Below are 23,755 nucleotides of genomic sequence, written 5' to 3' on the forward strand. Positions count from 1 at the left end.
TAAAATAAATAATTTATAAAATAATATTGTATAGTTAATAAACAAATGAACTATACAGATTTTTATTGTTGCTAATTACCAGTCAATATTTTACTGGGTTATAACTGTGTGAAAGAATATGATAACAAATAAGTCATATTCCATATCTGCTTGAAATAGTATTTGCCCTTCTGCGCTACAGCCCAGGTAAGAGGTTATTCAGGCATTGCTCCCCCGCCTTAGATTATCTAAGCTCTTGTTGTTGAAGTTAACCTAAAAGCACTGTAACTGATTACCTCATGAAAACCACTTATACACCTACCTGGAGAAACGTTATACTTTCCGTTATTTCCCTTCTCCTGTGTTATATCGCCTCAGCCCAGATACTAGTACATAACCCTGTTAAAGCTATAGTGCAGAGCGTATTAACGTCTCAAAAACCAGATGCTGCCGATATTATCCTGGCATCAAACAATAATGCAGAATACCTTAACAGCGCAGGTAACCAAAAGCAAAACAGGTCAGAATACGAGCATATTAAACAAGCCATAACAAAAGGTGTAAGTGCATCCCTGCCCGTTGCAGGTGGTAGTGGCTCTATACTTCTGGTTTCTTCCGCATCAAACAAATTCAGTGAATATACCGCTGAAATTTTGTTGGCAGAAGGGTTTAATGGGTTCGGAAGAACAGATGTAGCAGCCTTAACCGCCGACGTCTTAAACAATTACGATGTAGCTATAGTTGGCGATATTGCACTGACAGACGCACAGGTAGCAATGCTTTCGAACTGGACAGAGGCCGGAGGTACGCTTATCACTTTCAGCCCTGATCCTAAATTGGCAGGTTTGCTTGGCCTGGCAGCAACAGGAGGTACCTTAGCCAACAGGTACTTAAAAGTGCAGACTGCCTCTGGTCCGGGTAAAGGTATTGTAAACGAAACGATACAGTTTAAAGGCGAAGCAGATCTTTATAGTTTAGATGGTGCCACCGAACTAGCCAAACTCTACTCAAACGCAAGTACAGTAACAGGTAACCCGGCAGTAACTATAAAACAGGTTGGTACCCTTGGGGGCAGCGCAGTTGCTTTCACCTACGACCTAGCCCGCTCCGTGGTATACTTACGGCAAGGCAACCCGGATTGGGCCGGTGAAGAAAGAGACGGACAGTCAGGCCCTATCCGATCCAATGACCTGTTTTACCCGGATTGGGTAGACCTGAATAAAGTAGCCATTCCGCAAGCAGATGAGCAACAACGGTTACTGGCAAACATTATTTTACAACGGGCACGTAAGCCATTGCCACGCTTCTGGTATTTGCCAAGAGGCTTAAAAGCAGCCGTTGTAATGACGGGGGATGACCACGGAACCGGCGGTACCAAAGGACGCTTTAATCAATACTTGGCGCTAAGTGAAGATAACAGCGCCGAAGCCGTAGCCGACTGGAGAGCCATAAGGGGTACATCTTACATATACCCTAGCACACCTCTTACCGATGCGGAAGCTAAGGCTTTTCAGGATCAGGGCTTCGAGGTTGCACTGCACGTAAACACAAACTGCGACAATTTTACACCCTCCTCACTTTCCGAAATTTATACCACCCAGCTGAGTTCTTTCAGGAGCAAATACCAAAGCATATCGGCACCGGTTACCAACCGTACCCATTGCATTGCCTGGAGCGATTGGGACTCACAGCCTACTATAGAATCCAGGAATGGAATACGGTTAGATGCCAACTACTATTACTGGCCGGCAGCCTGGTTGCAGAACAGGCCAGGCATGTTTACCGGTTCAGGTTTGCCTATGCGCTTTGCCAGCCTTAGCGGCGAAACTATAAACTGCTACCAGGTTACAACCCAAATGACAGATGAGTCTGGCATGGTGTATAGCGAGCATATAACAAAATTGCTTGATAACGCTTTGGGTGCTACCGGTTACTATGGTACTTTTTGCGCCAACATGCACACCGATGACGCCACATCGGAAGGTTCGGATGTGATTATTGCAGCTGCCAAAGCCCGTAACGTTCCGGTTATTTCATCTAAACAACTGCTTGCATGGCTCGATGGCAGAAATGGCTCTGCCTTTAGTGCGATGACCTGGGATGGAAGTGAGCTGAACTTTACGGCAAGTATAGCACCCGGTGCCCGAAGCATAGAAGGTATGCTACCCATAACTGAGCGCAGCGGGCAACTGATAAGCCTTACAATTAATGGCAACACCGTAACAACCCGGCGCGAAGTTATAAAAGGGGTGGAGTATGCTTTCTTTAATGTAACCTCGGGTACGTATGTGGCCAGGTACGATGCAACTGCTTTACCAAACCAGGCACCAGTAGTAGCTATAACTTCACCTGAAACCGGTGCACAATTACAGGCTCCGGCAACTATTAACATTACCGCTGATGCTACAGACCCGGATGGTTCGGTTGCTAAAGTAGAATTCTATAATGGTGCTTCAAAACTGGGAGAAGATGCCACTGCCCCTTATGAGTTTAACTGGACCCCTGTAGCTGCAGGCAACTATAGCCTTACTGCAAAAGCCACCGACAACACAGGAACTGCTACAACTTCGGAGGTCATCAGTATAACTGTAGCAGCGAAGTGCCCCTGTTCAGTTTTCAGTGCTACAGAGGGGCCTTCCGCAACATCGCAGCTTTACCGCGATAACTCAACTGGTATACAGCTTGGTATGCGTTTCAGGGCCAGTGCTAATGGTTTTGTAACTGGCGTACGGTTTTATAAACAAACAGGCAACACCGGTACCCACACCGGTCAGCTTTACAACAACTCCGGAACAGTGCTGGCTTCAGTAGCATTTACTAATGAAACGGCATCAGGCTGGCAGCAAGCGCTGTTTTCTGAACCGGTATCTATTGTTGCAGGTACTACCTATGTTATTTCGTACCACAGCAGTGCGGGATATTATTCGGCTACGGTGCCTTATTTTACAACTTCCAAAGATAGTGCTCCCCTGCAAGCCCTTGCATCCGGTGTAGACGGACCAAACGGGGTGTACAGATACACCGGCTCACCAGCTTTCCCGACAGAAAATTTTAACGGAGGTAACTATTGGGTGGACGTGATTTATAACGCAACTATAAACACAGAGCCAGGAAATAACGCACCAACTATAGCCCTGACTTCGCCGGCTGCCAATGCTGCTTTTACCGCGCCAGCTTCCATCAGTATTAAAGCTGATGCAACAGACAGCGATGGAACTATAGCTAAAGTTGAGTTTTTTAACGGTACAAACTTATTAGGCGAAGACCTGACAAGCCCTTACGAATTTAATTGGACAAGTGAAGCGGCAGGCACTTATCAGCTTACGGCCAGGGCTACAGACAACAGTAACCTGACCACTACCTCAGCAGCTATAAACATAACGGTTGCAGGCGCTACCACTCCCGGTATGTCCCGAAGCATAAAAGAAGAAAACGAGCTGCAGGGCAACCCCGAATCGGAATGGCAGATCTCAGGCGCCGGCGATCTGAGCATACAGGGCTTTGCTACCGACATGAGCTACAACAAAGGCGAAACAGCTAAGTTTAAGATCAAGACCAATGCAAGTGCCTATACGATAAATATTTACCGCCTCGGTTATTACCAGGGCAATGGCGCCCGCCTGCAGGGAACTGCTACGGTAACAGCCACGCTGCCGCAAACTCAACCTAACTGCATTTATGACGAAGCTACAGGACTACTGGATTGCGGTAACTGGAGCGAATCGGCCAGCTGGGCTATACCTGCCGATGCTGTATCCGGGGTTTATATTGCCAGGTTAACCCGAAGCGGAGGTGGCTCAAGCCATATTATGTTTATAGTCAGAGATGATGCGAGCACTTCCGATCTGCTGTTCCAGACATCTGATGCTACCTGGCAGGCTTATAACGTGTATGGAGATAACAGCAATGGCCGCAGCCTTTACGCCGGCGCAGGTGGCAAAGCTGTAAAAGTAAGCTATAACCGTCCGTTTGTAACCAGAAATGGTGGTGGCGGTGGCGGAACCGAGGAGGACTGGATATTTAATGCCGAGTACCCTATGATCCGCTGGCTTGAAGCAAATGGCTATGATGTAACTTACACAACCAATGTCGACAGTGACCGCCGCGGTAACCTCATCAGGAACCACAAGGTATTTATGTCTGTAGGGCACGACGAATACTGGTCCGGCGCGCAGCGCACGCACGTTACCAATGCCCGCAATGCAGGCACGCATTTGGCCTTTTTTAGTGGTAACGAAATATACTGGAAAACCCGCTGGGAGAACAGTGTAGATGGCAGTGGGGCATCGCACCGTACCCTGGTGTGCTATAAAGAAGGCTCGAGTGGCGAAAATACCTGCAACGGTAAATGTGACCCAAGCTCGGAATGGACCGGACTTTGGAGAAGCGGCTGTGAGTATACCTCAGGAGACCCGCTGGCCTGCAACCCCGAAAACGAACTTTCGGGGCAGATAAGCTGGGCTGAGAATACAGCTCAGATACAGGTGCCCGCTACTTTTAAAAACCTTCGCTTCTGGAGAAATACAAGTATAGCCTCGCTGGCCGACGGACAGGCGGCTACCTTAACACAGGGAACTATAGGTTATGAATGGAACCCGGAACAAGAGCAGTTCAGGGCTACTTACCCGAAAGGCAGAATCATACTTTCCAGAACACAGGTAGGAGATAAAGTGCACCAGGTATCGCTTTACAGGCACACCAGTGGCGCTTTGGTATTTGGAGCCGGCACAGTGCAATGGTCGTGGGGACTGGACAGTAACCACGACCGGGGCAGCGCACCTGCCAGTAAGGACATGCAGCAGGCAACAGTTAACCTGTTTGCAGACATGGGCGTGCAGCCCGAAAATCTACAGGCAGGGTTAACACCAGCTTCTGCCACTACCGATACGCAGGCACCTGTAACAGCAATTAGTAACCCTGCAAATAATACTACACTGCCAGCCAACAGAGAAGTTATTATAAGCGGTACCGCGACAGATGCTGCAACGATAGCCGGGGTAGAAGTATCGACGGATGGTGGCACTACCTGGAAAACAGCAAACGGAACAACCAACTGGACTTTTGCCTGGACACCAACCACACAGGGCCCGGCAACTATACAAAGCCGCTCTTTCGACGATTCTGGTAACATGGGTGAAGCCGTAACCTTATCGGTAACTATAGGAGAACCAGGAGCCATTGCCTGTCCGTGCAGTATCTATCAGCCAACGGATGCACCAACTGGAACTTTGCAGAGAGATGGTGAAGGAGCGAATGGAATACAACTAGGCATGCGTTTTAAAGCGACCGTGGATGGTTATGTAACTGGCGTCCGGTTTTATAAACAGGAAGGCAATTTGGGTACGCATATCGGTCAGTTATACAGCAATAGCGGTGGTACTGCGTTAGCGGAAGTTACCTTTGAGAACGAAACTGCATCAGGCTGGCAGGAAGCAACTTTTACAAACCCTGTTTCTGTGAAGGCAGGCACTGTGTATGTCATTTCTTATTTCAGTAGCCAGGGATATTATTCTGCAAAAGGAGATGAGTTTGTGAACGATGTTATCCGGACACCTTTAATAGCACCTGCAAGTGCTACAGGTGCAGGCAACGGTCTGTACAAATACACACCTACAACTGCTTACCCAACCGAAACTTTTAACGAAGCCAGTTATTTTGTAGATGTGGTATTTAACACGACAGCACCGGAACAGAACGTAGCCCCAACAGTAGCCATTACGGCACCGGCAAACAACACAGCGTTACAGGCACCTGCAACTATAGCAATTACTGCCAATGCAACGGATACGGATGGAACTGTGCGGCAGGTAGAATTTTTGAATGGCACCGCCAGCCTGGGAGTTGATATGGATGGTACAGATGGCTGGAGTTATACCTGGAACAATGTAACTGCCGGAAGCTATAGTTTAACAGCAAAAGCTACAGACAACAACGGTGCTGTTACCGTCTCAGAAGCATCGGTTGTAACAGTAACAGCCATTTGCCCGTGCACTGTTTTCAATTCAACTGAGCCGCCTGTAGTCAATATTTTTACCGGTTCTGCTATTCAGTTAGGTATGCGGTTCAGGTCTACTGTAAACGGGTATATTACGGGTGTCAGGTTTTATAAGCATCCTGAAAACACCGGCACACATACCGGGCAGCTGTATAGTAACACCGGCACAGCACTGGCTACAGTAACTTTTGAAAACGAAACAGCATCTGGCTGGCAGGAAGCCTCCTTCTCAGCTCCGGTGGCTGTTAGTGCGGGTACTACTTATATTATATCATACCATAGTAGCAACGGGTCTTATACCGCCGCAAACAATGCATTTACCCAAGCCTTAAACAGAAGCCCGCTGATTGCTTTAAAAGACACTACCGGTAGCCGTAATGGTGTGTACATCGAAAGTACAACGCCTGCCTTCCCGACCGAGAGCTTTAAATCATCTAACTATTGGGTAGATGTGGTGTTTAACACAACTGTTACGCCTGCAAATAATGCTTCGCCAACTATAGCTATTACAGCACCTGCAAATAATGCTACGTTTGTTGCACCTGCATCGGTAACTATAACCGCCAATGCCACCGATACCGACGGCACTGTTGCCAAAGTAGAGTTTTACAACGGAGAAAATAAAATAGGGAACGGTGCTCTTTCAGAAGAGGTATGGACGTTTACCTGGGCGGGTGTGGCAGCTGGTACCTATCAGTTAACGGCCAAAGCAACGGATGATAAAAATGCAGTTACAACTTCAGGGATAGTTAACATAACGGTGAATGCGCCTGCAAATCAACCGCCGGTAGTAAGCATTACTGCCCCTGAAAACAATGCCGCTTTTACAGCTCCGGCAACTATAGCTGTTACCGCAACTGCAACCGACGGAGACGGAACTATCCAGAAAGTAGAATTCTTTAACGGGGCAGTATCAATAGGAGAGGATACAGACGGTACCAATGGCTGGAACTATAACTGGGCCAATGTAGCGGCGGGCAACTATAAGCTTACAGCCAAAGCTACAGATGACAAAGGCGCGGTTACTACTTCGGCAGAGGTGGCTGTTACCGTAAATGCACCTGCAAACCAGGCTCCTGTAGTGGCGCAGGCTATTCCGGACCAGATTGCCACTATAGGCACTGCATTTACTTATACTTTGGACGCTGGCACGTTTACTGACCCCGATGAAGATGCCCTGACCTATAGTGCGAAGTTAGCAGATGGAACAGCATTGCCAACCTGGCTTGGTTTTACAGCGGGCACCTTTAGCGGTACACCACCCGCAGGCAGCCCGGCCTTCCTGACTATAGCCTTAACAGCACAGGATGGAAAAGGCGGAGAAGTGAGCGATGAGTTTAAACTAACTATAAATCAGCCTGAAAATACGGTGCCCGTTCTGACAAGCATTGGCGATAAGACCATTGCCGAAGGTAATTTGCTAAGCTTCCAGGTGCAAGCTACAGACGATGGCGTACCTACCAGTACCCTGACCTATAGTTTAACCGGCGCACCGGAAGGCGCTGCTATAACTCAGCAAGGCGCCTTTACCTGGAGCCCCACCGAAAACCAGGATGGTGTGCACCAGATAACGATCAGCGTATCGGATGGAGTATTGTTGGCTGAAGAGCAGATACAGGTAACAGTTACGGAAGTTAACGCTGCCCCGGTGCTGGCAACTATAGGTAGTAAATCGGCGCAGGAAGGCGTGCAACTGGCTTTTACTGCATCTGCAGCAGACCCTGACCTTCCTGTAAACAACCTGGAATACACCTTGGTAAGTGCCGTGCCTGAAGCTAAAATAGATGCAAAAACCGGCGCCTTTACCTGGACACCTTCTGAACTTAACGGACCTGGCACTTACAAATTTGTGGTAAAAGTTAGTGATGGCAACCTGACAGACGAAGAAGAAATCAGGGTTAACGTTACGGAAGTGAACCAGGCGCCTGTGCTTGCAACAATTGGTAATAAGCAAATCGGTATCGGAGCCACGCTTTACTTTAAAATGGTGGGAACAGATGCTGATATTCCAGAACAGTTATTGAGTTATTCGGCAAACAAACTTCCGGCAGGGGCATCGCTCAACGCACTGACAGGTGAGTTCTCCTGGAAGCCAGCATCAAATCAGAAAGGGATTTATAAGATCAACCTCAGGGTAAGCGACGGCCTGGCACAAACCGGCGAAAACATAACCATCACTGTAAACGAACAGTCCGTTCCTGAATTAATAAGTTTTGACCCGCAGAGCGGTACTGAAGGTACACAGGTTATACTGGCAGTCAGAAATCTGATCGACCCGGTAGCGGTATACTTTGGCAACCTGCAAGCCGCTATACTTTCTCAGTCGGCAACCAGCCTGACAACCACGGTGCCAGCGGGGGCCATTACCGGTAAAATAAGAGTCATAGCTGCCAACGGCTCCGCAACAAGCGCCACTGACTTTGTGGTGCTGAAAGAAGCATCTTCAGCGCCTACGGTACAAATTGTTTCGCCGGTTTCAGGCTCCAGTTTTGCACAGGCTACCAATGTAACTATAACAGCAGATGCGAGAGACAACGACGGTATTGCTAAAGTTGAGTTTTACCAGCGAACTGATGGAGGTACAGACAACCTGCTGGGTGAAGGCCAAAGCGGTGCAAGCGGCTGGGCATTTGTCTGGAGTGCAGATGTACCGGGTAACTATAGGTTTGTTGCCAAAGCCACAGATATAAACGGCGAAACTGCTACCTCTGAAAGCATAACTATAACCGTGCTGGCAACTATACCAGAGGCTCCGGTGATAATGGGTTTTAGCCCAACTTCAGGGGCAGTTGGCGATGAAGTTGTGATCAGTGGGAACAGGTTTACTGGTGCTAACCAGGTAATGTTTAACCAGACGGCTGCGCAATACACTTTGGTAGATGATAACACCATAAAAGCTATAGTACCGGCTGGGGCTTTTACCGGAAAGATCAGTATTACTACGCCGGGCGGAACAACTACCAGTACCGCAGACTTTACGGTTATACCTGCAACTATGGCACTTCCGGTTATAGCAAGCTTTAGCCCGGCAAGCGGCGCAATAGGCTCCGAAGTACGCATCACAGGTTTGAATTTGGCAGGTACAACAAAAGTAACGTTCGGGCCGGCCACCGCAACCTTCAGGATGGACAACGGGGTTATTATAGCCAAAGTGCCCGGGGTTAACGGTAAGCTGCCAAGTGCGGTAAAAATTACAGTCACTACGCCTGCAGGCAGCACAACAACCCGGGATAAATTTACGATTGTAGCTACTTCGGTTTCGGCGGCTTCTGTAAGCACACTGCAAGCTGTAGGCAACGATGAGCTGAACAACTTAACGGTTTACCCGAATCCGTTCCAGGCAACAGCAACTGTTAATTTTACACTGCAGGAAACCGGAGATTTTGTCCTTTCGCTCTACGATAATATGGGTGCGTTAGTAACTGTACTGAAATCTGGAAAAGCGGAAGCAGGCGAACGCCAAACTATAGTTATTGACGGTGCTACGCTTACTGCCGGGTTATACATTCTTAAACTTGAAGCAAATGAAACAACAAAATCGGTTAAGTTAGTATTGGAGAAATAACATCCGGTTCATTCACAGGACATACTTAATACTAATAGGTAAAACTTAAAACAGAAGGCCGCTCCGGTTATTACGGAGCGGCCTTTTTTTGTGTAGCAGGCCAGGTAGTTGTGTTCTATAGTTTCCTGTTTGACGAGGTTCTGATAACATGAGCATATCCATAGTTTAGGAGCATTTTCGTTCGTTGGCCTGTTAAATCATCCTGCAACTTGCTTCCGGGGATGCCGGCTATAGTTTGTATGCAACCAGTTAAAAATAACTGTGCAAGCCCTGTTTCTGATCTTGTAACAACATTCTGTGTGCAATGTATACATCCAAGTATAGCCGCCCCCGTTAAACTCTTTGGATAGTGATAACGGAGTAGTGGCAAAATGGAAAGCAAGCAACTAGACAATCATTCATCTTATTAAAATGAATCCATATGAAATGGCAAGGCAGAAGAAAAAGCAGCAATATAGAAGACCGTAGAGGGCAATCGGCGGGCGGTTTTGGAGGAGGCAGAGGCATAAGCCCCATGCTACTGATCCCATTGTTCCGTCTCCTTTTCTCGAAGGTAGGACTGGTCATTGTAGGTATAATAGTGGTCATTATGTTCCTGACAGGAACCAACCCCTTAGAACTACTGCAACAGTTTGTAGGCGGCAGTCCGCAATATGCCCAGTCAACAACGTACCAGCCGAGCCCCGAAGAGCAGGCACTGGCCGACCAGACGGCCGTGGTGCTGGCAGATACCGAAGATTTCTGGAACAAAACGATACAGGGCTACCGGGAGCCAACGCTGGTGCTGTTTTCGGAGCAGGTAAATTCGGCATGCGGGCTTGCTTCGGCAGCTACAGGTCCTTTCTACTGCCCCGGCGATGAGAAGCTATACATCGACCTCAGCTTTTTTGATGAGATGGAACGCAAGCTTGGTGCTGAAGGAGATTTTGCCCAAGCCTACGTGGTAGGCCACGAGGTAGGGCATCACATACAGAAGCTGACAGGTACCATGGATAAGGTGAACGCCATGCGTGGCCAGTTATCTGAAGCTGATTTTAACAAACTGATGGTACGATTGGAATTACAGGCTGATTTCTATGCCGGTGTGTGGGCGCACCATACCCAACGCTCCACCGGATTTATGGAACCCGGCGACCTGGAAGAAGCCCTGAATGCAGCAAGCGCTATCGGTGATGACCGCCTTCAGAAACAGGCCACCGGCCGCGTAATGCCAGACTCTTTCACACACGGTACATCAGCCCAACGGGTACGCTGGTTCAGAAAAGGCTTTGAAACCGGCGATGTGTCGCAAGGCGATACCTTTAATGCTACACAACTATAGTTTAACTAAAATTACAGAACCGGAAACTATAGTTTGATGGACCAGCACCCAGACAGTAGGGCAAATAACGTTTCAGAAAAAGAAAAGCCGCTCTAAATACATAGGGCGGCTTTTCCATAACTATAGCTTAAACTATAGTGTACTTCCAGCACCAGCTACATATCCAGCCATTCCTTAAACTCGGGTGCCTTGCTGCTACTAATGATAACGTCTTTATCGGTGGGGGGCTGTAACAGAAGCGAAACCCTGCCTTTAAAGTAGGGCCGTACTTCCTGCACAGCATTAATGTGAACGATAAGCTGCCTGTTTGCCCTGAAAAAAACAGCGCTGTTGAGTTGCTCTTGCAGCTGGTCCAAAGTATAGTTGATGATAAAGCGTTTGCCTTGCCTGGTTACTAAAAACACCACCCCTTCTTCTGCCCAGAAATAAGCTACTTCCTCTACAGCAATGGCTTTAATGCCCTGTCCCTGCTTTACCAGAAACCTTGATTTTAGTTGCTGCTGTGGCTGTAGTAACTGCTGCAGGTTATTGATATCCAGTGATACAGGATGGTGCTGGTTTTCGTATTTTTTTAAAGCATGGGCTACATCTTCTGCCTTAATAGGTTTTAGTAAGTAATCGATGCTGTTTACCTTAAAGGCTTCGATGGCATATTGGTCATACGCTGTTGTAAAAATAACCGGGCAGTTAATGGCTACCTGCCTGAAAATCTCGAAGCTGTTGCCGTCTGATAAATGTATGTCGCAGAAGATAAGGTCGGGTGCCCGGTGTAGGATAAACCATTGCACCGCTTCTTCTACAGAGCCCAGCTGCGACAGGATCTCTGCCTGTGGCCGTAGTTTCTTTACGATAGCGGAAAGCGCGCTGGCCGCCAATTGCTCATCCTCAACTATAACTACTTTCATACGGTGCTGCATTAAGTAATGGTAAAGCAACTATAAACGACTGCCCGGTTTGGGCCACTTCTACTTTTGCATCTGTAAAATACTGGTACCTGCTGCTGATGTTCTGCAAACCTACTTTTGTAGATGTTACTTCATCCAGGCGTGGCTGTATGTTGTTTTCCACTACCAGCTTATCTTCTTTTACAAACACGGAGATGTGTAGCGGTTTAGCAGGAGTAGAGCCATTGTGTTTTATGGCATTTTCCAGTAGCATCTGCAACGACGTAGGAGGTAACTGCAAGTGCAGGTAGGCAGCAGGCACATCAACCTTAAACTGTACGTTATCGCCGAAGCGGGTCTGCATCAGGTAAATGTAAGCGTTGGCAAGCTGCAGTTCTTTCTCAAGCGTTACGAGTGGTTTGTCGCCGGTATCAAGCAAGCCACGGTATACTTCTGCCAACTGGCCCAGAAAAGTTGCTGCCTTGTCCGGGTCGATGTAAATAAGCGAGTTGAGTACGTTTAAACTGTTGAACAGGAAGTGCGGGTTTACCTGGTTTTTCAGGGCTTCTAACTGTGCCTTAAAGTTTTCTTTCTGCAACTGTTCTGCGCGTATATGCTCTGCCTGCAGCTGCTTCAGGTTACGTTCGCGCTCCACAAAATAGTAGAAGAAAAGTGCCGTAACACTGCTGATGACATAGGCCAGGCGCACGCGCTCGGGCAACAAATTTATCTCTGTATCAGCTACGTAATAAATAAACCTGTAAGGCACATAGTATAACAAAAAGCAAAGCGTAACACTGCTGGCAACTACCGTAATCCCTTCCAAAACTGCCTTAAAATTACCTGACAGCCGGCTGGCAAAGCCTGTAGCGAAAACCTGCGCTATAAAACTGTTAGACAAAAAAATAGCCAGCAGAAAAAAGAACGCCACCAATAGCTCGACCAGGATACCTCTGTCAAAAACCCAGATAGTACCCAGGTGTACAAACACCAGCGCATAGTACAGGAATACTGTCGTGAGGGCGGCGGTAGCTACCTGTTTTAAAAAGGGTTTATAGTTGGCGTGCATTTTACGCATTCTAAAGGTTAACGCCTGCTGGCCGGCATGTCAGGGTTCGGGCACAATTCATGTCGAAGTAAATCTATTTACAGCTCAAAAACAAACCGGCGATGCAGCGGCTATAGTTGCTGGTTTTGTTCCTTCACCTGCCCGTTTCATCGCTGGCCATTTCCATTTCAGGCATCGCATATCCCATTTCACCTGCCGCAGGTCCCGCTTCATCAGAAACTGGTTTCAATCCTTTTACTGCTGTCACATCTTTGAATCAATTAATTGATTTCAGGACAAATAAAACGTAATGAAAATGAAAAATTTACAACACATCCTCATCTTGCTGCTATTTGTTTTACCGCTGGCAGGCTTTAGCCAGGCAACTGGTTTTTTAACAGGCACTGTAAAAGATGAACAGGGGCAGCCAGTAGGTTTTGCCACTATAGCGCTTTTAAATGCTACCAACGCTACAGTTGTTAACGGCACCACCGCCGATGCCGAAGGCAGGTTCCAGATAAAATCTCCGGCAAAAGGAACGTACTTTCTGCGCTTCAACTTTCTGGGATATACACAACTGGATGCTGCACCTTTTGAAGTAACCACTGACAATTTTACGAAAGACTTCGGAAGCACAACCTTAAAAGAGAATGCACAGGTATTGCAGGAAGTGGTAGTACAGGCGATGCGCCCAAGCGTGGTTACTTACGCAGATAAAACGGTGGTAAATGTAGCTGGTACAGCCATGGCCGCCGGAAGTTCGGCTTACGAGGTGTTGTCTAAATCTCCGGGTGTATGGATAGATCAGAACGGGGACCTGAAACTTAATGGCAAAGCCGATGTAAAAGTGATGATCAATAACAAACTGGTTTACATGACTGGTAAGGAGCTGCAAAGCCTGCTCCAGAATGTGTCCGGAGACAATATCAAAGAACTGGAGATCATCACTAATCCGTCTGCCAAGTATGATGCCGAAGGCGCGTCGGGTATCATCAACATTAACCTGAAGAAGAACAAAGACACGGGCCTTAACGGCAGCCTGCACGCGGGTTACCAATACAACCAACTGAACGGCTATACAACCGGTGCGGAAGTAAACTATAAAAAAGGCCCCTGGAACTCGTTTGCCAGCTTTGATTTTGCAGAGCGTGCCAACTTCAGAACAAACAAAATGAAACGCACCTTCCGGAACCAGCAGGACAGCCAACTTAGCCAGGACCTGCGAGAGGAAGGAACACGAACAGTACCTACCTTAAGGCTGGGCACCGATGTTGACCTTACCACACGACATAGTATCGGTTTTATGGCCGACGCATCTGTTTACAACACCGAAAACAACATCAGAACTATAGCTAAGCTGGCAGATGGCAACCCGGAAAAGGATGTGCTGATTGATGCGCTGAACAACGGAAAAGCTTATAAACAGAACAGCACCCTAAACCTGCATTACCTGGGTAAATTAGATACGCTGGGTACTACCTTATCTGCCGACCTGGATTATGTGCGCCTCTACAGCCAGGATGATGCCACCTTCCTGAACCGCTTGGATAGCCTGGGCGTACCGGCCGGTGTAACTATAAACCGCCTGCAATACGACAACCCGAACAACTACGACATTTACGCTGCCAAAGCAGATTTTACCAAAACTATAGGTAAGGCAGGTAAACTGGAACTGGGCGCAAAAGCAAGCCGGGTGATATCGGACAACGAGTTAAAATTTTACGAAGAGACGGACGGGACCATGCAGCCGGACGCAAAGCGCAGCAACCATTTTATTTACAAAGAAAATATTGTAGCAGCGTATACCGCTTACACCACAGCCATAGGTAAAAAACTAACGGTGCAGGCAGGTCTGCGTGCCGAGCAAACCTTTGCAACCGGTAACTCGGTTACGCTAAAGCACAAAACAAACAGAGATTACCTGAGCCTTTTCCCTACGTTGTTTCTTCAGCATACCGTAAACGAGAATTACCAGGTAAGTTACTCCTACAGCCGCCGCGTAGACAGGCCGCAGTATAGTGCTCTTAACCCTTTTATCTTCTACATCGATCCTTATTCCTGGGTGGTGGGTAATCCATACTTAAAGCCGCAGTATACCAACGCTTTTACAGTAACCCAGACCATTAACCAACGCTACAATGTAGTAGTGGGCTACGCGGTAACAAAAGACTTTATAGCCGAAATACCGGTGCAGGATGCCGGGGCCAAAACCACTTATTTTGAGCAGCAGAACCTGAAGGAGATGAAGAATTTTAATGCAACGCTGGTAGCTCCAATCCAGGTTTCCCCGAAATGGCAGATCAACAATACAGCTGTTGTTTTGTACCAGCAGTTTACCGACGAGCAGGAACAGCAACTACTGCAAAACAAGCAGGTTTCTTTTGTGCTGCAATCAAGCCAAGCCGTGCAAATGCCTAAGGATATACGCCTTGAACTAAACGCAGCCTACCAGGGTCCGGTAGCTTATGGGTTGTATCGCATAGATGCTAACTGGGGAATAGATGCCGGCCTGAAGCGTTCTTTTATGGACGATAAACTGGATATAAGTATGAGCGTTACCGACATCTTTAAAACCAAACAAGTGCTGGGAACTATAAACATAACTGGCAACACAATTGAGTCCGATCAGTACAGGGGCACCCAAAGCTTTAAGATCAATTTTCGGTACCGCTTCAGCAGAGGCAGTGAGTTTAAGTCGAATAAGAAAAACATAAACCTGGATGAGGTGAACAGAGCAGGAGGTAAATAAGCCACAACTACAGGACACTGGCTTAAACACTAAATAGCATTAAGTTCTGATTTTGTCCTGAATCAGAAGAGGCGCTTGCCCTGGTGGCAGGTGCCTCCTTTTTTCTGCATAGTTAAGCAGCGCAAGTGCTAACTTTTTACATTTACAAACTATAGACAGCTACAAGCGGCAGGTAACTATAGTTAAATTTTACCATCACGGTCAGTTGTTCTAAGGCACGTGCCCCGCATCTTGTTCACTTTAAGCTCCTGGCTAATAAAAAGCAGATAGGATTGAAGGATATTGAAACAAAAGATCGTTCTATGTGCTATGGGTAGTGTGCTTATAGTTGTACGCAGCGGAAGGAATTTACGAACTGGTAAACGAAAATTTGCCAGCTTTAACTACCCGGTACCCGAAATGAAAATGTATTTTCGTGAGAGCGTATAACTATAAACCTGATGTATAGGTATGGGCCGTTAAGCTCCAACACGTTTTACAAATAGACCAGACTAAATAATGGGTACCAGAGCAGAAGACCAACAAAAGAAGCAGCGACAGAAAGAATTTAAGGAGAGAAAAGAGCACCAGGAACTTCTGAAAGCCGAAGCAAAAAAAGCGAAAAAAGCTTCGCCTGGAAATACGAACGCATCAAATAAACTGCCCCAAAGCGAAGATTAAACTATACTCATCTTCCCAGAATAGTACCATGTGTTTTGCCCTGGCATCGGTTTCTTGTTCAGAGCGAAAAACCCAGGCGAGCCTTCGGTAGCTACAAACTAAGGCTTCTCATTTACCAGTGTATCCCAAATCTGGTAACGCTGCTTTCAGAGCATATGCCCCTAGTTCAGAAGCCGTTGATCTGACAGATTTTGGCCAGAATTCGTAAACTTAGTTACGATGTGGTAAAACCTTGACTTGCAGTTTGGTTTAACATCCTTGCCTTATTTTTTGCCGGCACCCGGCAAATTGATTTTCCTGGTACAGTAAAGGGTGGAAGCCCGAAACGCTAACTGCTACGACTTACCAGACGGATTTTTACTTAAATGCCCTCTCTTTTAATACTATAGTTGTAACCCCAGGTCTTGTTGTATCATCTTACAGCTGTATACTTTACTTCCCACCAGTTGTTTTGTCTGCCTCTGAACTAGAATGCTTTTAAGTAATTAATAAAGCCATGAAAACCTCATTTTACCTATCTGTTATTTTTATCTGGACGATGCTTTTACTTGCTGCTGGTTGCAGTAATGGTGATGATCCCGATCCGGCACCGATTGATCCGGCGGGTAACAAGAAACAACCCATAGCCAATGCAGGAGCGGATCTGCGTATTTATCTGCCCGTGGACAGTGTTAAACTGGTTGGCAGCGGAACCGATGCCGATGGTACCATAGCTAAATACGAGTGGGCAAAGCTAAGCGGGCCTGCATCCTATAATCTTATCAATTCTACTGCAGCTGAAGCCAAAGTGAAAAACTTAATTGAAGGAGATTATGCATTTACTTTAAAAGTAACAGACAACGATGGTTTGTCTGATGCTGACACGGTACTTGTTATAGTTGGCCCGCCCTGCAATTGTGCACCTGATTGCGACCCTATAGGTGACCCCTGCAATCCCTGGGATTATTAACGTGATGAAACTGCATCGTGCATACCTAAACTGGTCATAGCTCACTAGTCAAACCAAAAATGCCTTTCCACATTAAATGGAGCAGCTTTTTATAGTTGTAGACCATATGCTGCAACCGGCGAAACTAAGCCAACATCAAATCAGTTTAGGATTGATTTCAAGTAAAGGTGTATGATAAAATCTGGCAAAAGTGCTGGGTTTGTACCTACAAAAAGCCAGTTGGTGTATCTTTTTTCTTAAGGTATAAGGGCTTGTTTAAGTTTGGACATCACTTAAACAACAAGCCCCATGAAATCAACATTACTTAAAACACTAGCATTCGTTTTATACAGCCTGAGTACATATACTTCTTTCGCCCAGACCACTACAGGGCAGCTGGCAGGCACGGTACAGGACAGTTTAAACCAGAAAGCAGTACCTTTTGCAACTATAATATTAAAAAAACATACAGATGCCGGATTTGTGCAGGTAACTGTGGCAGACGACAAAGGCAGCTTCAGTTTTGAGAACCTACAGCAAGGCTTATACTTTGTACACACAAATTTCCTGGGATATAAGAAGAAGCAGGTAGATTCTTTACAGGTAGTAGGCGCCGGTAAAACGCTTCAGTTGCGTATCGCTTTAGCTGAAGATACCCGCTTGCTGATAGAAGTGACAGTAGTTGGTCAGCGACCATTTTTGAAATACTTTTAAAATGGCATATGTAAAGTTTTTATCTGGTTCGTCCAAGGCATTATCTGTAATTCCTCTTACCACCAAATGGGTTGGTGCAGCCGATGGACGTGGCGGAGCCAGGCACAAAGGCTGAACTGGGTTGGCACCTGTTATTTTTCAGATTGTCTTCTTCTGAGGATTTTGCCTGTTATCGAATAAGGCGAGAATGTATATAGTTTCTTCTTTCTGCTTATAAAGAATGGTGGTGTGTCTGTGCAGCAAAAATCCTCTAATATCTTTTTCAGGACTTTCTAATGTACCTATTTGAGGGTACTTAACAAGTAGTTCTAAAAACTTGAATATTCTATAAGTAAATGTTTGCGCTGTTTTTTCTCCAAATTCCTGCTGCAGATAGTTTTGTAAATCAGCTAATTGTTTGCTTGCTCGCTTGTTCCAAACTATCTGAGCCATTTAGAGTTTCTTCTTTTCATCTCTTCCTGAGATATCCAGGCAGATTGGTTACCAATTTCGCTCTCACTTGCTAAAACTTCCTGTTTCTGAGCTTCAGTTAAGCTGGCCCAAAGGCTTCCTTCTTTGTAATTTCTTCTACTGGAAAGAATCATGAAGATGTCTTCTAATAATTTTTCATCATTAGTGGTATCAATCAGTTTATGCAAATCCTCCTTTATAGCTGCCATATCTAAACTTTTTGAAAATATACGAATAAATTCAATTTTTATCCTTTTTAACTTTTCTACGTGCCAATGTTACTCGTGCAGCTGAAGCCCGAAGCGTTGCAAGGGTTGCGGCTACACCAGGTTACGGAGTAGTAATTCTTCTTTTAGAGCTCAATAGAGATTTTCACTTTTCCGCCCAATCCTTTTTCCACAATGTCGAATAAGGTTTTGAGCGTGAGATTACTTCCGTCGTTTTCAACTCTGGATATGTAAGTTCTTTTCTTGTCAATTATTTCACCTAATTCTTGCTGGGTAAGGTGGCGAGCTTCACGGGCTTTTTTTAGCTCAAGCCCAATTTTAAACGATTCGAACTCCCTGTCAAGGTTATCACGTCGCTCTGTGCCTTTCATTCCGTATACTCTGTTCTTGATGTCTGCCCAAGAACTAACTTCTCTTTCTTTATCTTTTCCCTTCATAATATTCAGCCATTAATTGTAGTGCCTTTTCAATCTCTTTCTTTGGTGTTTTCTGTGTTTTCTTCTGGAAGCCGTTAAGTAGAATGACCAGCTTGCCTTCGTCGAAAAAACAGAAGACCCGCCAAATGTTGGAAGCAAGTTGTACGCGTGCTTCATAAAGCCCATCTGTGCCTGCCAAGTGCTTCAGGTAATTTTGAGGCACCCGCTCAAGCGTTTCTATCGCTTCCAAAATCTTGAATATCTTATCCTGCACCTTTGTTGGTTGCTCCTATAAGAAATCTTCAAAGTAGTTTTTGTAGGCGATGATTTCTCTGATTTTCTCCATCTGCTGTATTTTCAACAGTAAATGTAACTTAAAAGTTACTATAATTTACAAAAAAATATTTCTTTATACTTCCTTATTTCCCGTAACGGGTTCGTGCTATGATATGGGTGAGGCGTAGCCGACACCTGTATTATGCACCTTGTTAGTCTATTGCTGTTCTTTGTTTACCAATAGACTATTCAGTAGCACAGCACATATCTTATTTTCCAAAAGCAACAGTTCAAGGCTTAATACTGACAGCGGTCTTTGCGTTAGTTTTTGCTGGTTGAAGTAAGGTATCTCACTTAAGAACTGGTTCTGGACAATATATTCTGTAACCTTCATTAGGTCCTTATCTGAAGAGCCTGCCTTTGCCTTAGCTTTAGTGAGCAAATCAGTTAATCTGGCTTCTACTTTCAATTCTTTATAGATTTGTGCTCCTTTCTCCCCACTTTCCCTTGGATTCATAAAAGTGCCATTTTCAGCTATCCCACCAGTTTGTTCAATATATTTCATAGCTAAGGTATCTATCACCATAGCAATTTCCAGTACATCTTGATGAAGCTCTGGGTTATGACTTTGAGGGATTTTTACTTCAATTAAAGGATAGTAATCGAATCTGTTTGATACATTCAAACCTACTGCATAGGCTGATAAATCTTTTAAGTCATCTTCTGCTAAGGAAGAATGGCTCTCGGCACAACCTGTTATGAGTAAAGAGAATGAAAAAAGAACGATTAAACTTGTCCTTGAAAGGTAAAGATTCAGCATTACTTTTTATTTATGTTTGAGATTTAGCCTAACGGTTGGTACATAAAGTGAGCAAGGCATAGCCGCAGCTTGGCTTATGTGCAATGTTGTGCAAAGTATTTTTAGTATTGGCTTGTTGAAGCAAAAACGGTGTCTTTTTCAATTTTGAAAACAACTCGACTGTCGAGAGAGCCACCGTTGGTATAGTATCCAGCTTTACTTATTTCTTTTTCACCATTCTCACGAGTAAATTCTAACACATAACTCCCGTCTATCTTATTTTCACTCATTCTTAAAAAATCAGAAACTCTTTCATTAGTGCTTATGGCTGCAAAATCAACAGAATTTAATTTTTCAGACGTTGTAAACTTCACGTCATAGATGGGAGCTGCTGAATTATTTTCAATTTCAACTTCTATTCCATTTTCTCGAAATAAGTAACAGGAGTTCAAAGTCAGAGCCGTGATTAGTAAATAAGTCAGTTTCTTCATTTTGGATGATATTTATTATGCACAACGTTTTTGCTATAAAGTGGCGAAGCTAACTTATAGGTTTTGTTGTACACATCCTTCTATTATTATTTGCTCAAAGTGAATATTTTTAATCTTTTCGCTTTCTAAAACTTCTTTCAAATCTTCTCTCACTACTATCCAAGGTCTCGCAAATCTTACAACCTTATTACCAGACTTAACTTTGTTAGATAGACCTCTGCATTCCCAAGTTTTCAAGATAATTGCGTTAGATATTAACACTAAGTCTTCGTAGTTATATGTGAAAGCCAAAGGTTTTACTATAGTAGGGTTGCCTATTGTTACATCATTGTAAAAACCATTCCGCATGCAAACTGGACATTGGTCTTCGGTAACATATCCAGTAGAAGTCTCCTTAAATTTTGGCAGATTCAATCTGGTGTAAAGGTGGTAAAAATCTATAGATTGATTCTTTTTATCAACTACTTGCTCTAATCTAAGGTTTGGTAGCTTTTCAACTATACTCTCTTTTAAACTCTTAGATATTAGGCAATCACCATTAACTGTTTCAAAGAGGTTTTTCTTAGTTTTAGTTATTCCTCTAACTTTCAAGGTGCCCTTCAATTCAGCACCAGTTCCGCAAACTACACAGGCATTGTCAAAAATATAGTCCGTTCCACATTGTTCACCACTTTCGCCTGATGTACTCCCACGGTATGTTATGATATAATATTTCTTCATTAATTAAGATTCTGTACAACGGTCTCGTGCAATAATGTGGGTGAGGCGTAGCCGAAGCCTGTATTATGCACTGTGTTGGGCTAAGTATTTCTAATCGCAACTTAGCTATACTTTCTCATTAACAACCACAGTACCCAACAAACTCTTTTTCAACTTTATATTGACCTTTTGTAACGGTAAGTACTCCTTCAACATCTGTAGTTTCTTCCATTTCTGTGCTTTCTACACTTTTGGTTGTTCTTCTTTTAACTTCTATAGAGTCATTCGAATAGTAGGTAAAGCCTTTACCCTGGCCCTTATAGTTCACTATCTGCACCTGTCCATTTAGCTTTACCATCGCTATATCGCCCACATCTATGTAAATAAAGCTTCCCTTCTGTTTGTCTTGATCTGATAAAAAGTAAGAACATCCGCAGCCAATAAAATCATCAGAGTACGTACTAAACGTCTCTAGCTTTAGGCTTTCAACTAAAGATGTATTAGCAATAATTTCTTGAGACTCTTTAGAAGGTTTATTTTCGACTTCGGCTTTCGTTAGGGAAATAGACGTTGATTCATCTGTATTATTTACTTTCTCTTCAGCGCAAGAGATTACAGCAAAGATTATTAAAATAAGTAATCCCTGCTTCATAAGATTATTTTTAGATTCTTCATTCTATACTTACATATTTAGCCCAACGAAATGGTCTAGCAGACGCTTTTACTTGTCAAGCTTGCGAAGGTGTCTGCTAGGGTGTGTTGGGCGGGGTTGTTTTTCCCTTTTTCTCCCGGTACTGCGAATGTAAAAATAAGGGAAAAACAACCCGGATGGTTGGGAAGTTTTACACCTATTAAAAATCAGTTTCTCAAGTGGCGCTTTAGCCCTGTGGCAATGCTGTTAATAGCGAGGTATTAGCAACGTTGCCACAGGCGTCAGGCTCCGGGCTGGCCTCCATCAAAAGAAAGATTAAATAATCATTGGCCTCTCTATTGCAAGGCAACTCTCTGAAAAAGAGCCACCTGTCGAAGTTATGCTCTTGACTTTGTCATTTTCCAACTATAACTTCGCCTCACCAAAGTCTTGTCTGGACGCTCCCGTCCGAAAGCGCTGGCTTTCTCCCGGCATCGCCGAAGCAAGACTTCTCAGGCCAAAATTCCATTTATGCCTTTGGCTCTTTTTCTGATCGTTGCCCGGCTTTAGTGGCCTTTGATGCCGCCCAGCCCCTAAAAAAAGCCTGAAAATCGCGCCACTTTTAAATCCGTAAATTCACAATCACGGCCAACGTACTGGTGCAGCAGAAGCCCGCAGCGTAGCAAGGGTTAAAGCTGCACTTTGTTGGCGGCAGACATTTTAATCGTTTTTAAGTTTTAGATTCTTTGGCACGTTTAAATTAATGCATTGCTCATAATATTGACTCCTATTGTAAGGTCCATATACATTTGAATATCTGGCCACTTGATTTGTTGAGTCATATGAGTAATAGTCATTCTCTTTCTTGTTAATAATCCAATATTGCCTGAACACATTTTTATTAGCTGCAATCTCTTTCCGATCATTATCTGAATAGTAAAAGAATTTCATCTCAGGCAAGCTGTCTGGTGGGGACTGAGCAATAAGAACAAAAGTTGAATCCGTTGCATAGTCAAGTATATATTCCGAAACCACTATAGTATTTTGGTTATTCACAACAGCAGTGGTATAGCCTCCTTCTCCAACAATTTTATACCCTTTTCCTAACTCTGGATACCCTTCTGAACACCCAAATAAACTCAGACTAAAAATTGAAATTATAATGATTGTTCTCATAGTTTCTGATTACCGCCAACGTGTTCGTGTATACCTTGTGCAAGGCTATCAGCCGAAGCATACGGTATAAACCTTGTTGGCTTATGCTCTTTTATTTACCTTCAACTTATTTATAATTCACTTGCTTCTTTATTGAAGCATCTGTGTTATAGTAAGTCCACACACTATCTTTGAGCCACACATCTTCAGCAGGAAAAGGATTTGATTCACTGACAGAATCCCTGCTTTTATAGTACTCTATTCTTTCTTTTTGCCCATCGGTATATTGGTACATCACTTCTCTGTGACGGTGTCCATCCCTATTATATTCACGTGTGTAGGATGGACTTTGTGCTGCTGGACTAAAACTTCTTATTACCAAAAAAGCAATTACAGGTAATGGAGTGGACAGAATAAAAGCTGCAAAGTCAATAGGAGTCTTTATACTTATCTTTTTAAATTTAAGTAAAAATCCAAGTAAGAGACCACCCATTATCCAGAAGGCAGGAAAATATAAAAGAACATAAGCAATAGTCATGCTTTGGTCTTCTTTCATATTTCCATAAAGTCCAAGTGTTATCAGGATATAGACAACTGCAAAGAATATTATTCTCTTATTTGCTTTCATTTGAGTTAATGCCAACGGTTAGTACAGGCTGTGAACGAGGCGAAGCCGAGTATGGAGCCTGTGCCGGGTTAGGGTGCGCAATTTCTACAGGAAGGTCAAACCAATTTTCTTATTTAGCCCCTTTTCAAATATCCTGATCA

General features: G+C 44.7%; 19 protein-coding genes. 6 read left to right on the top strand and 13 right to left on the bottom strand.

The genetic code is table 11. The features are described from left to right. Positions 1-278: 278 nt before the first annotated feature. Positions 279-9,539 (top strand): DUF4082 domain-containing protein, encoded by a 9,261-nt coding sequence (locus GWO68_RS05705; protein ID WP_162345451.1) that lies wholly within the window; start codon positions 279-281, stop codon positions 9,537-9,539. 421 nt (positions 9,540-9,960) lie between these two features. Next, entirely contained in the window at positions 9,961-10,860 is a 900-nt protein-coding gene (ypfJ, locus tag GWO68_RS05710) for a KPN_02809 family neutral zinc metallopeptidase (RefSeq protein ID WP_162345452.1), read from the top strand. A gap of 155 nt (positions 10,861-11,015) precedes the next feature. On the opposite strand, the gene GWO68_RS05715 is transcribed toward ypfJ, so the two are convergent. The 3 genes from GWO68_RS05715 to GWO68_RS17895 all read right to left on the bottom strand — a co-directional run bounded on the left by GWO68_RS05715 (position 11,016) and on the right by GWO68_RS17895 (position 13,026). Next, the gene (locus GWO68_RS05715; RefSeq protein WP_162345453.1) at positions 11,016-11,765 is read right to left on the bottom strand and encodes a LytR/AlgR family response regulator transcription factor; all 750 of its coding nucleotides are present in this window, start codon (positions 11,763-11,765) and stop codon (positions 11,016-11,018) included. Then, entirely contained in the window at positions 11,746-12,822 is a 1,077-nt protein-coding gene (locus tag GWO68_RS05720) for a sensor histidine kinase (RefSeq protein ID WP_162345454.1), read from the bottom strand. Before GWO68_RS05720 ends, GWO68_RS05715 begins: the two co-directional genes overlap by 20 nt. A gap of 75 nt (positions 12,823-12,897) precedes the next feature. Beyond that, positions 12,898-13,026: a hypothetical protein gene (locus GWO68_RS17895; protein ID WP_262887473.1), complete on the bottom strand. Its 129-nt coding sequence runs from the start codon at positions 13,024-13,026 to the stop codon at positions 12,898-12,900. 82 nt (positions 13,027-13,108) lie between these two features. Here GWO68_RS17895 and GWO68_RS05725 point away from each other — a divergent pair, with 82 nt between their 5' ends. The 4 genes from GWO68_RS05725 to GWO68_RS05740 all read left to right on the top strand — a co-directional run bounded on the left by GWO68_RS05725 (position 13,109) and on the right by GWO68_RS05740 (position 17,843). Beyond that, positions 13,109-15,541: an outer membrane beta-barrel protein gene (locus GWO68_RS05725; RefSeq protein WP_162345455.1), complete on the top strand. Its 2,433-nt coding sequence runs from the start codon at positions 13,109-13,111 to the stop codon at positions 15,539-15,541. A gap of 498 nt (positions 15,542-16,039) precedes the next feature. Then, positions 16,040-16,201, top strand: coding sequence for a hypothetical protein (locus tag GWO68_RS05730; RefSeq protein ID WP_162345456.1), 162 nt, complete (start codon positions 16,040-16,042; stop codon positions 16,199-16,201). A gap of 496 nt (positions 16,202-16,697) precedes the next feature. Further along, positions 16,698-17,150, top strand: coding sequence for a PKD domain-containing protein (locus GWO68_RS05735; RefSeq protein ID WP_162345457.1), 453 nt, complete (start codon positions 16,698-16,700; stop codon positions 17,148-17,150). A gap of 288 nt (positions 17,151-17,438) precedes the next feature. Further along, positions 17,439-17,843 (top strand): carboxypeptidase regulatory-like domain-containing protein, encoded by a 405-nt coding sequence (locus tag GWO68_RS05740; protein WP_162345458.1) that lies wholly within the window; start codon positions 17,439-17,441, stop codon positions 17,841-17,843. A gap of 138 nt (positions 17,844-17,981) precedes the next feature. Here GWO68_RS05740 and GWO68_RS05745 read toward each other — a convergent pair whose 3' ends face one another. The 10 genes from GWO68_RS05745 to GWO68_RS05790 form a co-directional block, all read right to left on the bottom strand. Continuing rightward, complete coding sequence (locus tag GWO68_RS05745) at positions 17,982-18,275, bottom strand: type II toxin-antitoxin system RelE/ParE family toxin (RefSeq protein WP_162345459.1); 294 nt, start codon at positions 18,273-18,275, stop codon at positions 17,982-17,984. Continuing rightward, on the bottom strand, positions 18,263-18,502 hold the full coding sequence (locus GWO68_RS05750) for a hypothetical protein (RefSeq protein ID WP_162345460.1): 240 nt from the start codon (positions 18,500-18,502) through the stop codon (positions 18,263-18,265). Before GWO68_RS05750 ends, GWO68_RS05745 begins: the two co-directional genes overlap by 13 nt. A 143-nt stretch (positions 18,503-18,645) precedes the next feature. Further along, entirely contained in the window at positions 18,646-18,957 is a 312-nt protein-coding gene (locus GWO68_RS05755; protein WP_162345461.1) for a helix-turn-helix domain-containing protein, read from the bottom strand. Beyond that, the gene (locus tag GWO68_RS05760) at positions 18,941-19,210 is read right to left on the bottom strand and encodes a type II toxin-antitoxin system RelE/ParE family toxin (RefSeq protein ID WP_317164492.1); all 270 of its coding nucleotides are present in this window, start codon (positions 19,208-19,210) and stop codon (positions 18,941-18,943) included. The genes GWO68_RS05755 and GWO68_RS05760 overlap by 17 nt, the downstream gene beginning before the upstream one ends. A gap of 219 nt (positions 19,211-19,429) precedes the next feature. After that, on the bottom strand, positions 19,430-20,032 hold the full coding sequence (locus GWO68_RS05765; protein ID WP_162345462.1) for a hypothetical protein: 603 nt from the start codon (positions 20,030-20,032) through the stop codon (positions 19,430-19,432). 101 nt (positions 20,033-20,133) lie between these two features. Next, a complete protein-coding gene (locus tag GWO68_RS05770; protein WP_162345463.1) occupies positions 20,134-20,502 on the bottom strand; it encodes a hypothetical protein in 369 nt (122 codons plus the stop codon). Positions 20,503-20,556: 54 nt separating this feature from the next. Then, positions 20,557-21,222: a hypothetical protein gene (locus GWO68_RS05775; protein ID WP_162345464.1), complete on the bottom strand. Its 666-nt coding sequence runs from the start codon at positions 21,220-21,222 to the stop codon at positions 20,557-20,559. A gap of 118 nt (positions 21,223-21,340) precedes the next feature. Then, complete coding sequence (locus GWO68_RS05780) at positions 21,341-21,853, bottom strand: hypothetical protein (RefSeq protein ID WP_162345465.1); 513 nt, start codon at positions 21,851-21,853, stop codon at positions 21,341-21,343. A 699-nt stretch (positions 21,854-22,552) separates the two neighbouring features. Next, the gene (locus GWO68_RS05785; RefSeq protein WP_162345466.1) at positions 22,553-23,008 is read right to left on the bottom strand and encodes a hypothetical protein; all 456 of its coding nucleotides are present in this window, start codon (positions 23,006-23,008) and stop codon (positions 22,553-22,555) included. Positions 23,009-23,114: 106 nt separating this feature from the next. Continuing rightward, entirely contained in the window at positions 23,115-23,615 is a 501-nt protein-coding gene (locus GWO68_RS05790) for a hypothetical protein (RefSeq protein WP_235941955.1), read from the bottom strand. Between the last annotated feature and the right edge of the window lie 140 nt (positions 23,616-23,755).

Source organism: Pontibacter fetidus, from assembly GCF_010119545.1.
Classification (GTDB): domain Bacteria; phylum Bacteroidota; class Bacteroidia; order Cytophagales; family Hymenobacteraceae; genus Pontibacter; species Pontibacter fetidus.

What these genes read in the sequence shown, in the direction of transcription:
- GWO68_RS05705 (WP_162345451.1), top strand. Translation starts at nt 279, where the DNA reads ATGAAAACCACTTATACACCTACCTGGAGAAACGTTATACTTTCCGTT.
- ypfJ (WP_162345452.1), top strand. Translation starts at nt 9,961, where the DNA reads ATGAAATGGCAAGGCAGAAGAAAAAGCAGCAATATAGAAGACCGTAGA.
- GWO68_RS05715 (WP_162345453.1), bottom strand. Translation starts at nt 11,765, where the DNA reads ATGAAAGTAGTTATAGTTGAGGATGAGCAATTGGCGGCCAGCGCGCTT.
- GWO68_RS05720 (WP_162345454.1), bottom strand. Translation starts at nt 12,822, where the DNA reads ATGCGTAAAATGCACGCCAACTATAAACCCTTTTTAAAACAGGTAGCT.
- GWO68_RS17895 (WP_262887473.1), bottom strand. Translation starts at nt 13,026, where the DNA reads ATGAAGCGGGACCTGCGGCAGGTGAAATGGGATATGCGATGCCTGAAA.
- GWO68_RS05725 (WP_162345455.1), top strand. Translation starts at nt 13,109, where the DNA reads ATGAAAAATTTACAACACATCCTCATCTTGCTGCTATTTGTTTTACCG.
- GWO68_RS05730 (WP_162345456.1), top strand. Translation starts at nt 16,040, where the DNA reads ATGGGTACCAGAGCAGAAGACCAACAAAAGAAGCAGCGACAGAAAGAA.
- GWO68_RS05735 (WP_162345457.1), top strand. Translation starts at nt 16,698, where the DNA reads ATGAAAACCTCATTTTACCTATCTGTTATTTTTATCTGGACGATGCTT.
- GWO68_RS05740 (WP_162345458.1), top strand. Translation starts at nt 17,439, where the DNA reads ATGAAATCAACATTACTTAAAACACTAGCATTCGTTTTATACAGCCTG.
- GWO68_RS05745 (WP_162345459.1), bottom strand. Translation starts at nt 18,275, where the DNA reads ATGGCTCAGATAGTTTGGAACAAGCGAGCAAGCAAACAATTAGCTGAT.
- GWO68_RS05750 (WP_162345460.1), bottom strand. Translation starts at nt 18,502, where the DNA reads ATGGCAGCTATAAAGGAGGATTTGCATAAACTGATTGATACCACTAAT.
- GWO68_RS05755 (WP_162345461.1), bottom strand. Translation starts at nt 18,957, where the DNA reads ATGAAGGGAAAAGATAAAGAAAGAGAAGTTAGTTCTTGGGCAGACATC.
- GWO68_RS05765 (WP_162345462.1), bottom strand. Translation starts at nt 20,032, where the DNA reads ATGCTGAATCTTTACCTTTCAAGGACAAGTTTAATCGTTCTTTTTTCA.
- GWO68_RS05770 (WP_162345463.1), bottom strand. Translation starts at nt 20,502, where the DNA reads ATGAAGAAACTGACTTATTTACTAATCACGGCTCTGACTTTGAACTCC.
- GWO68_RS05775 (WP_162345464.1), bottom strand. Translation starts at nt 21,222, where the DNA reads ATGAAGAAATATTATATCATAACATACCGTGGGAGTACATCAGGCGAA.
- GWO68_RS05780 (WP_162345465.1), bottom strand. Translation starts at nt 21,853, where the DNA reads ATGAAGCAGGGATTACTTATTTTAATAATCTTTGCTGTAATCTCTTGC.
- GWO68_RS05785 (WP_162345466.1), bottom strand. Translation starts at nt 23,008, where the DNA reads ATGAGAACAATCATTATAATTTCAATTTTTAGTCTGAGTTTATTTGGG.
- GWO68_RS05790 (WP_235941955.1), bottom strand. Translation starts at nt 23,615, where the DNA reads ATGAAAGCAAATAAGAGAATAATATTCTTTGCAGTTGTCTATATCCTG.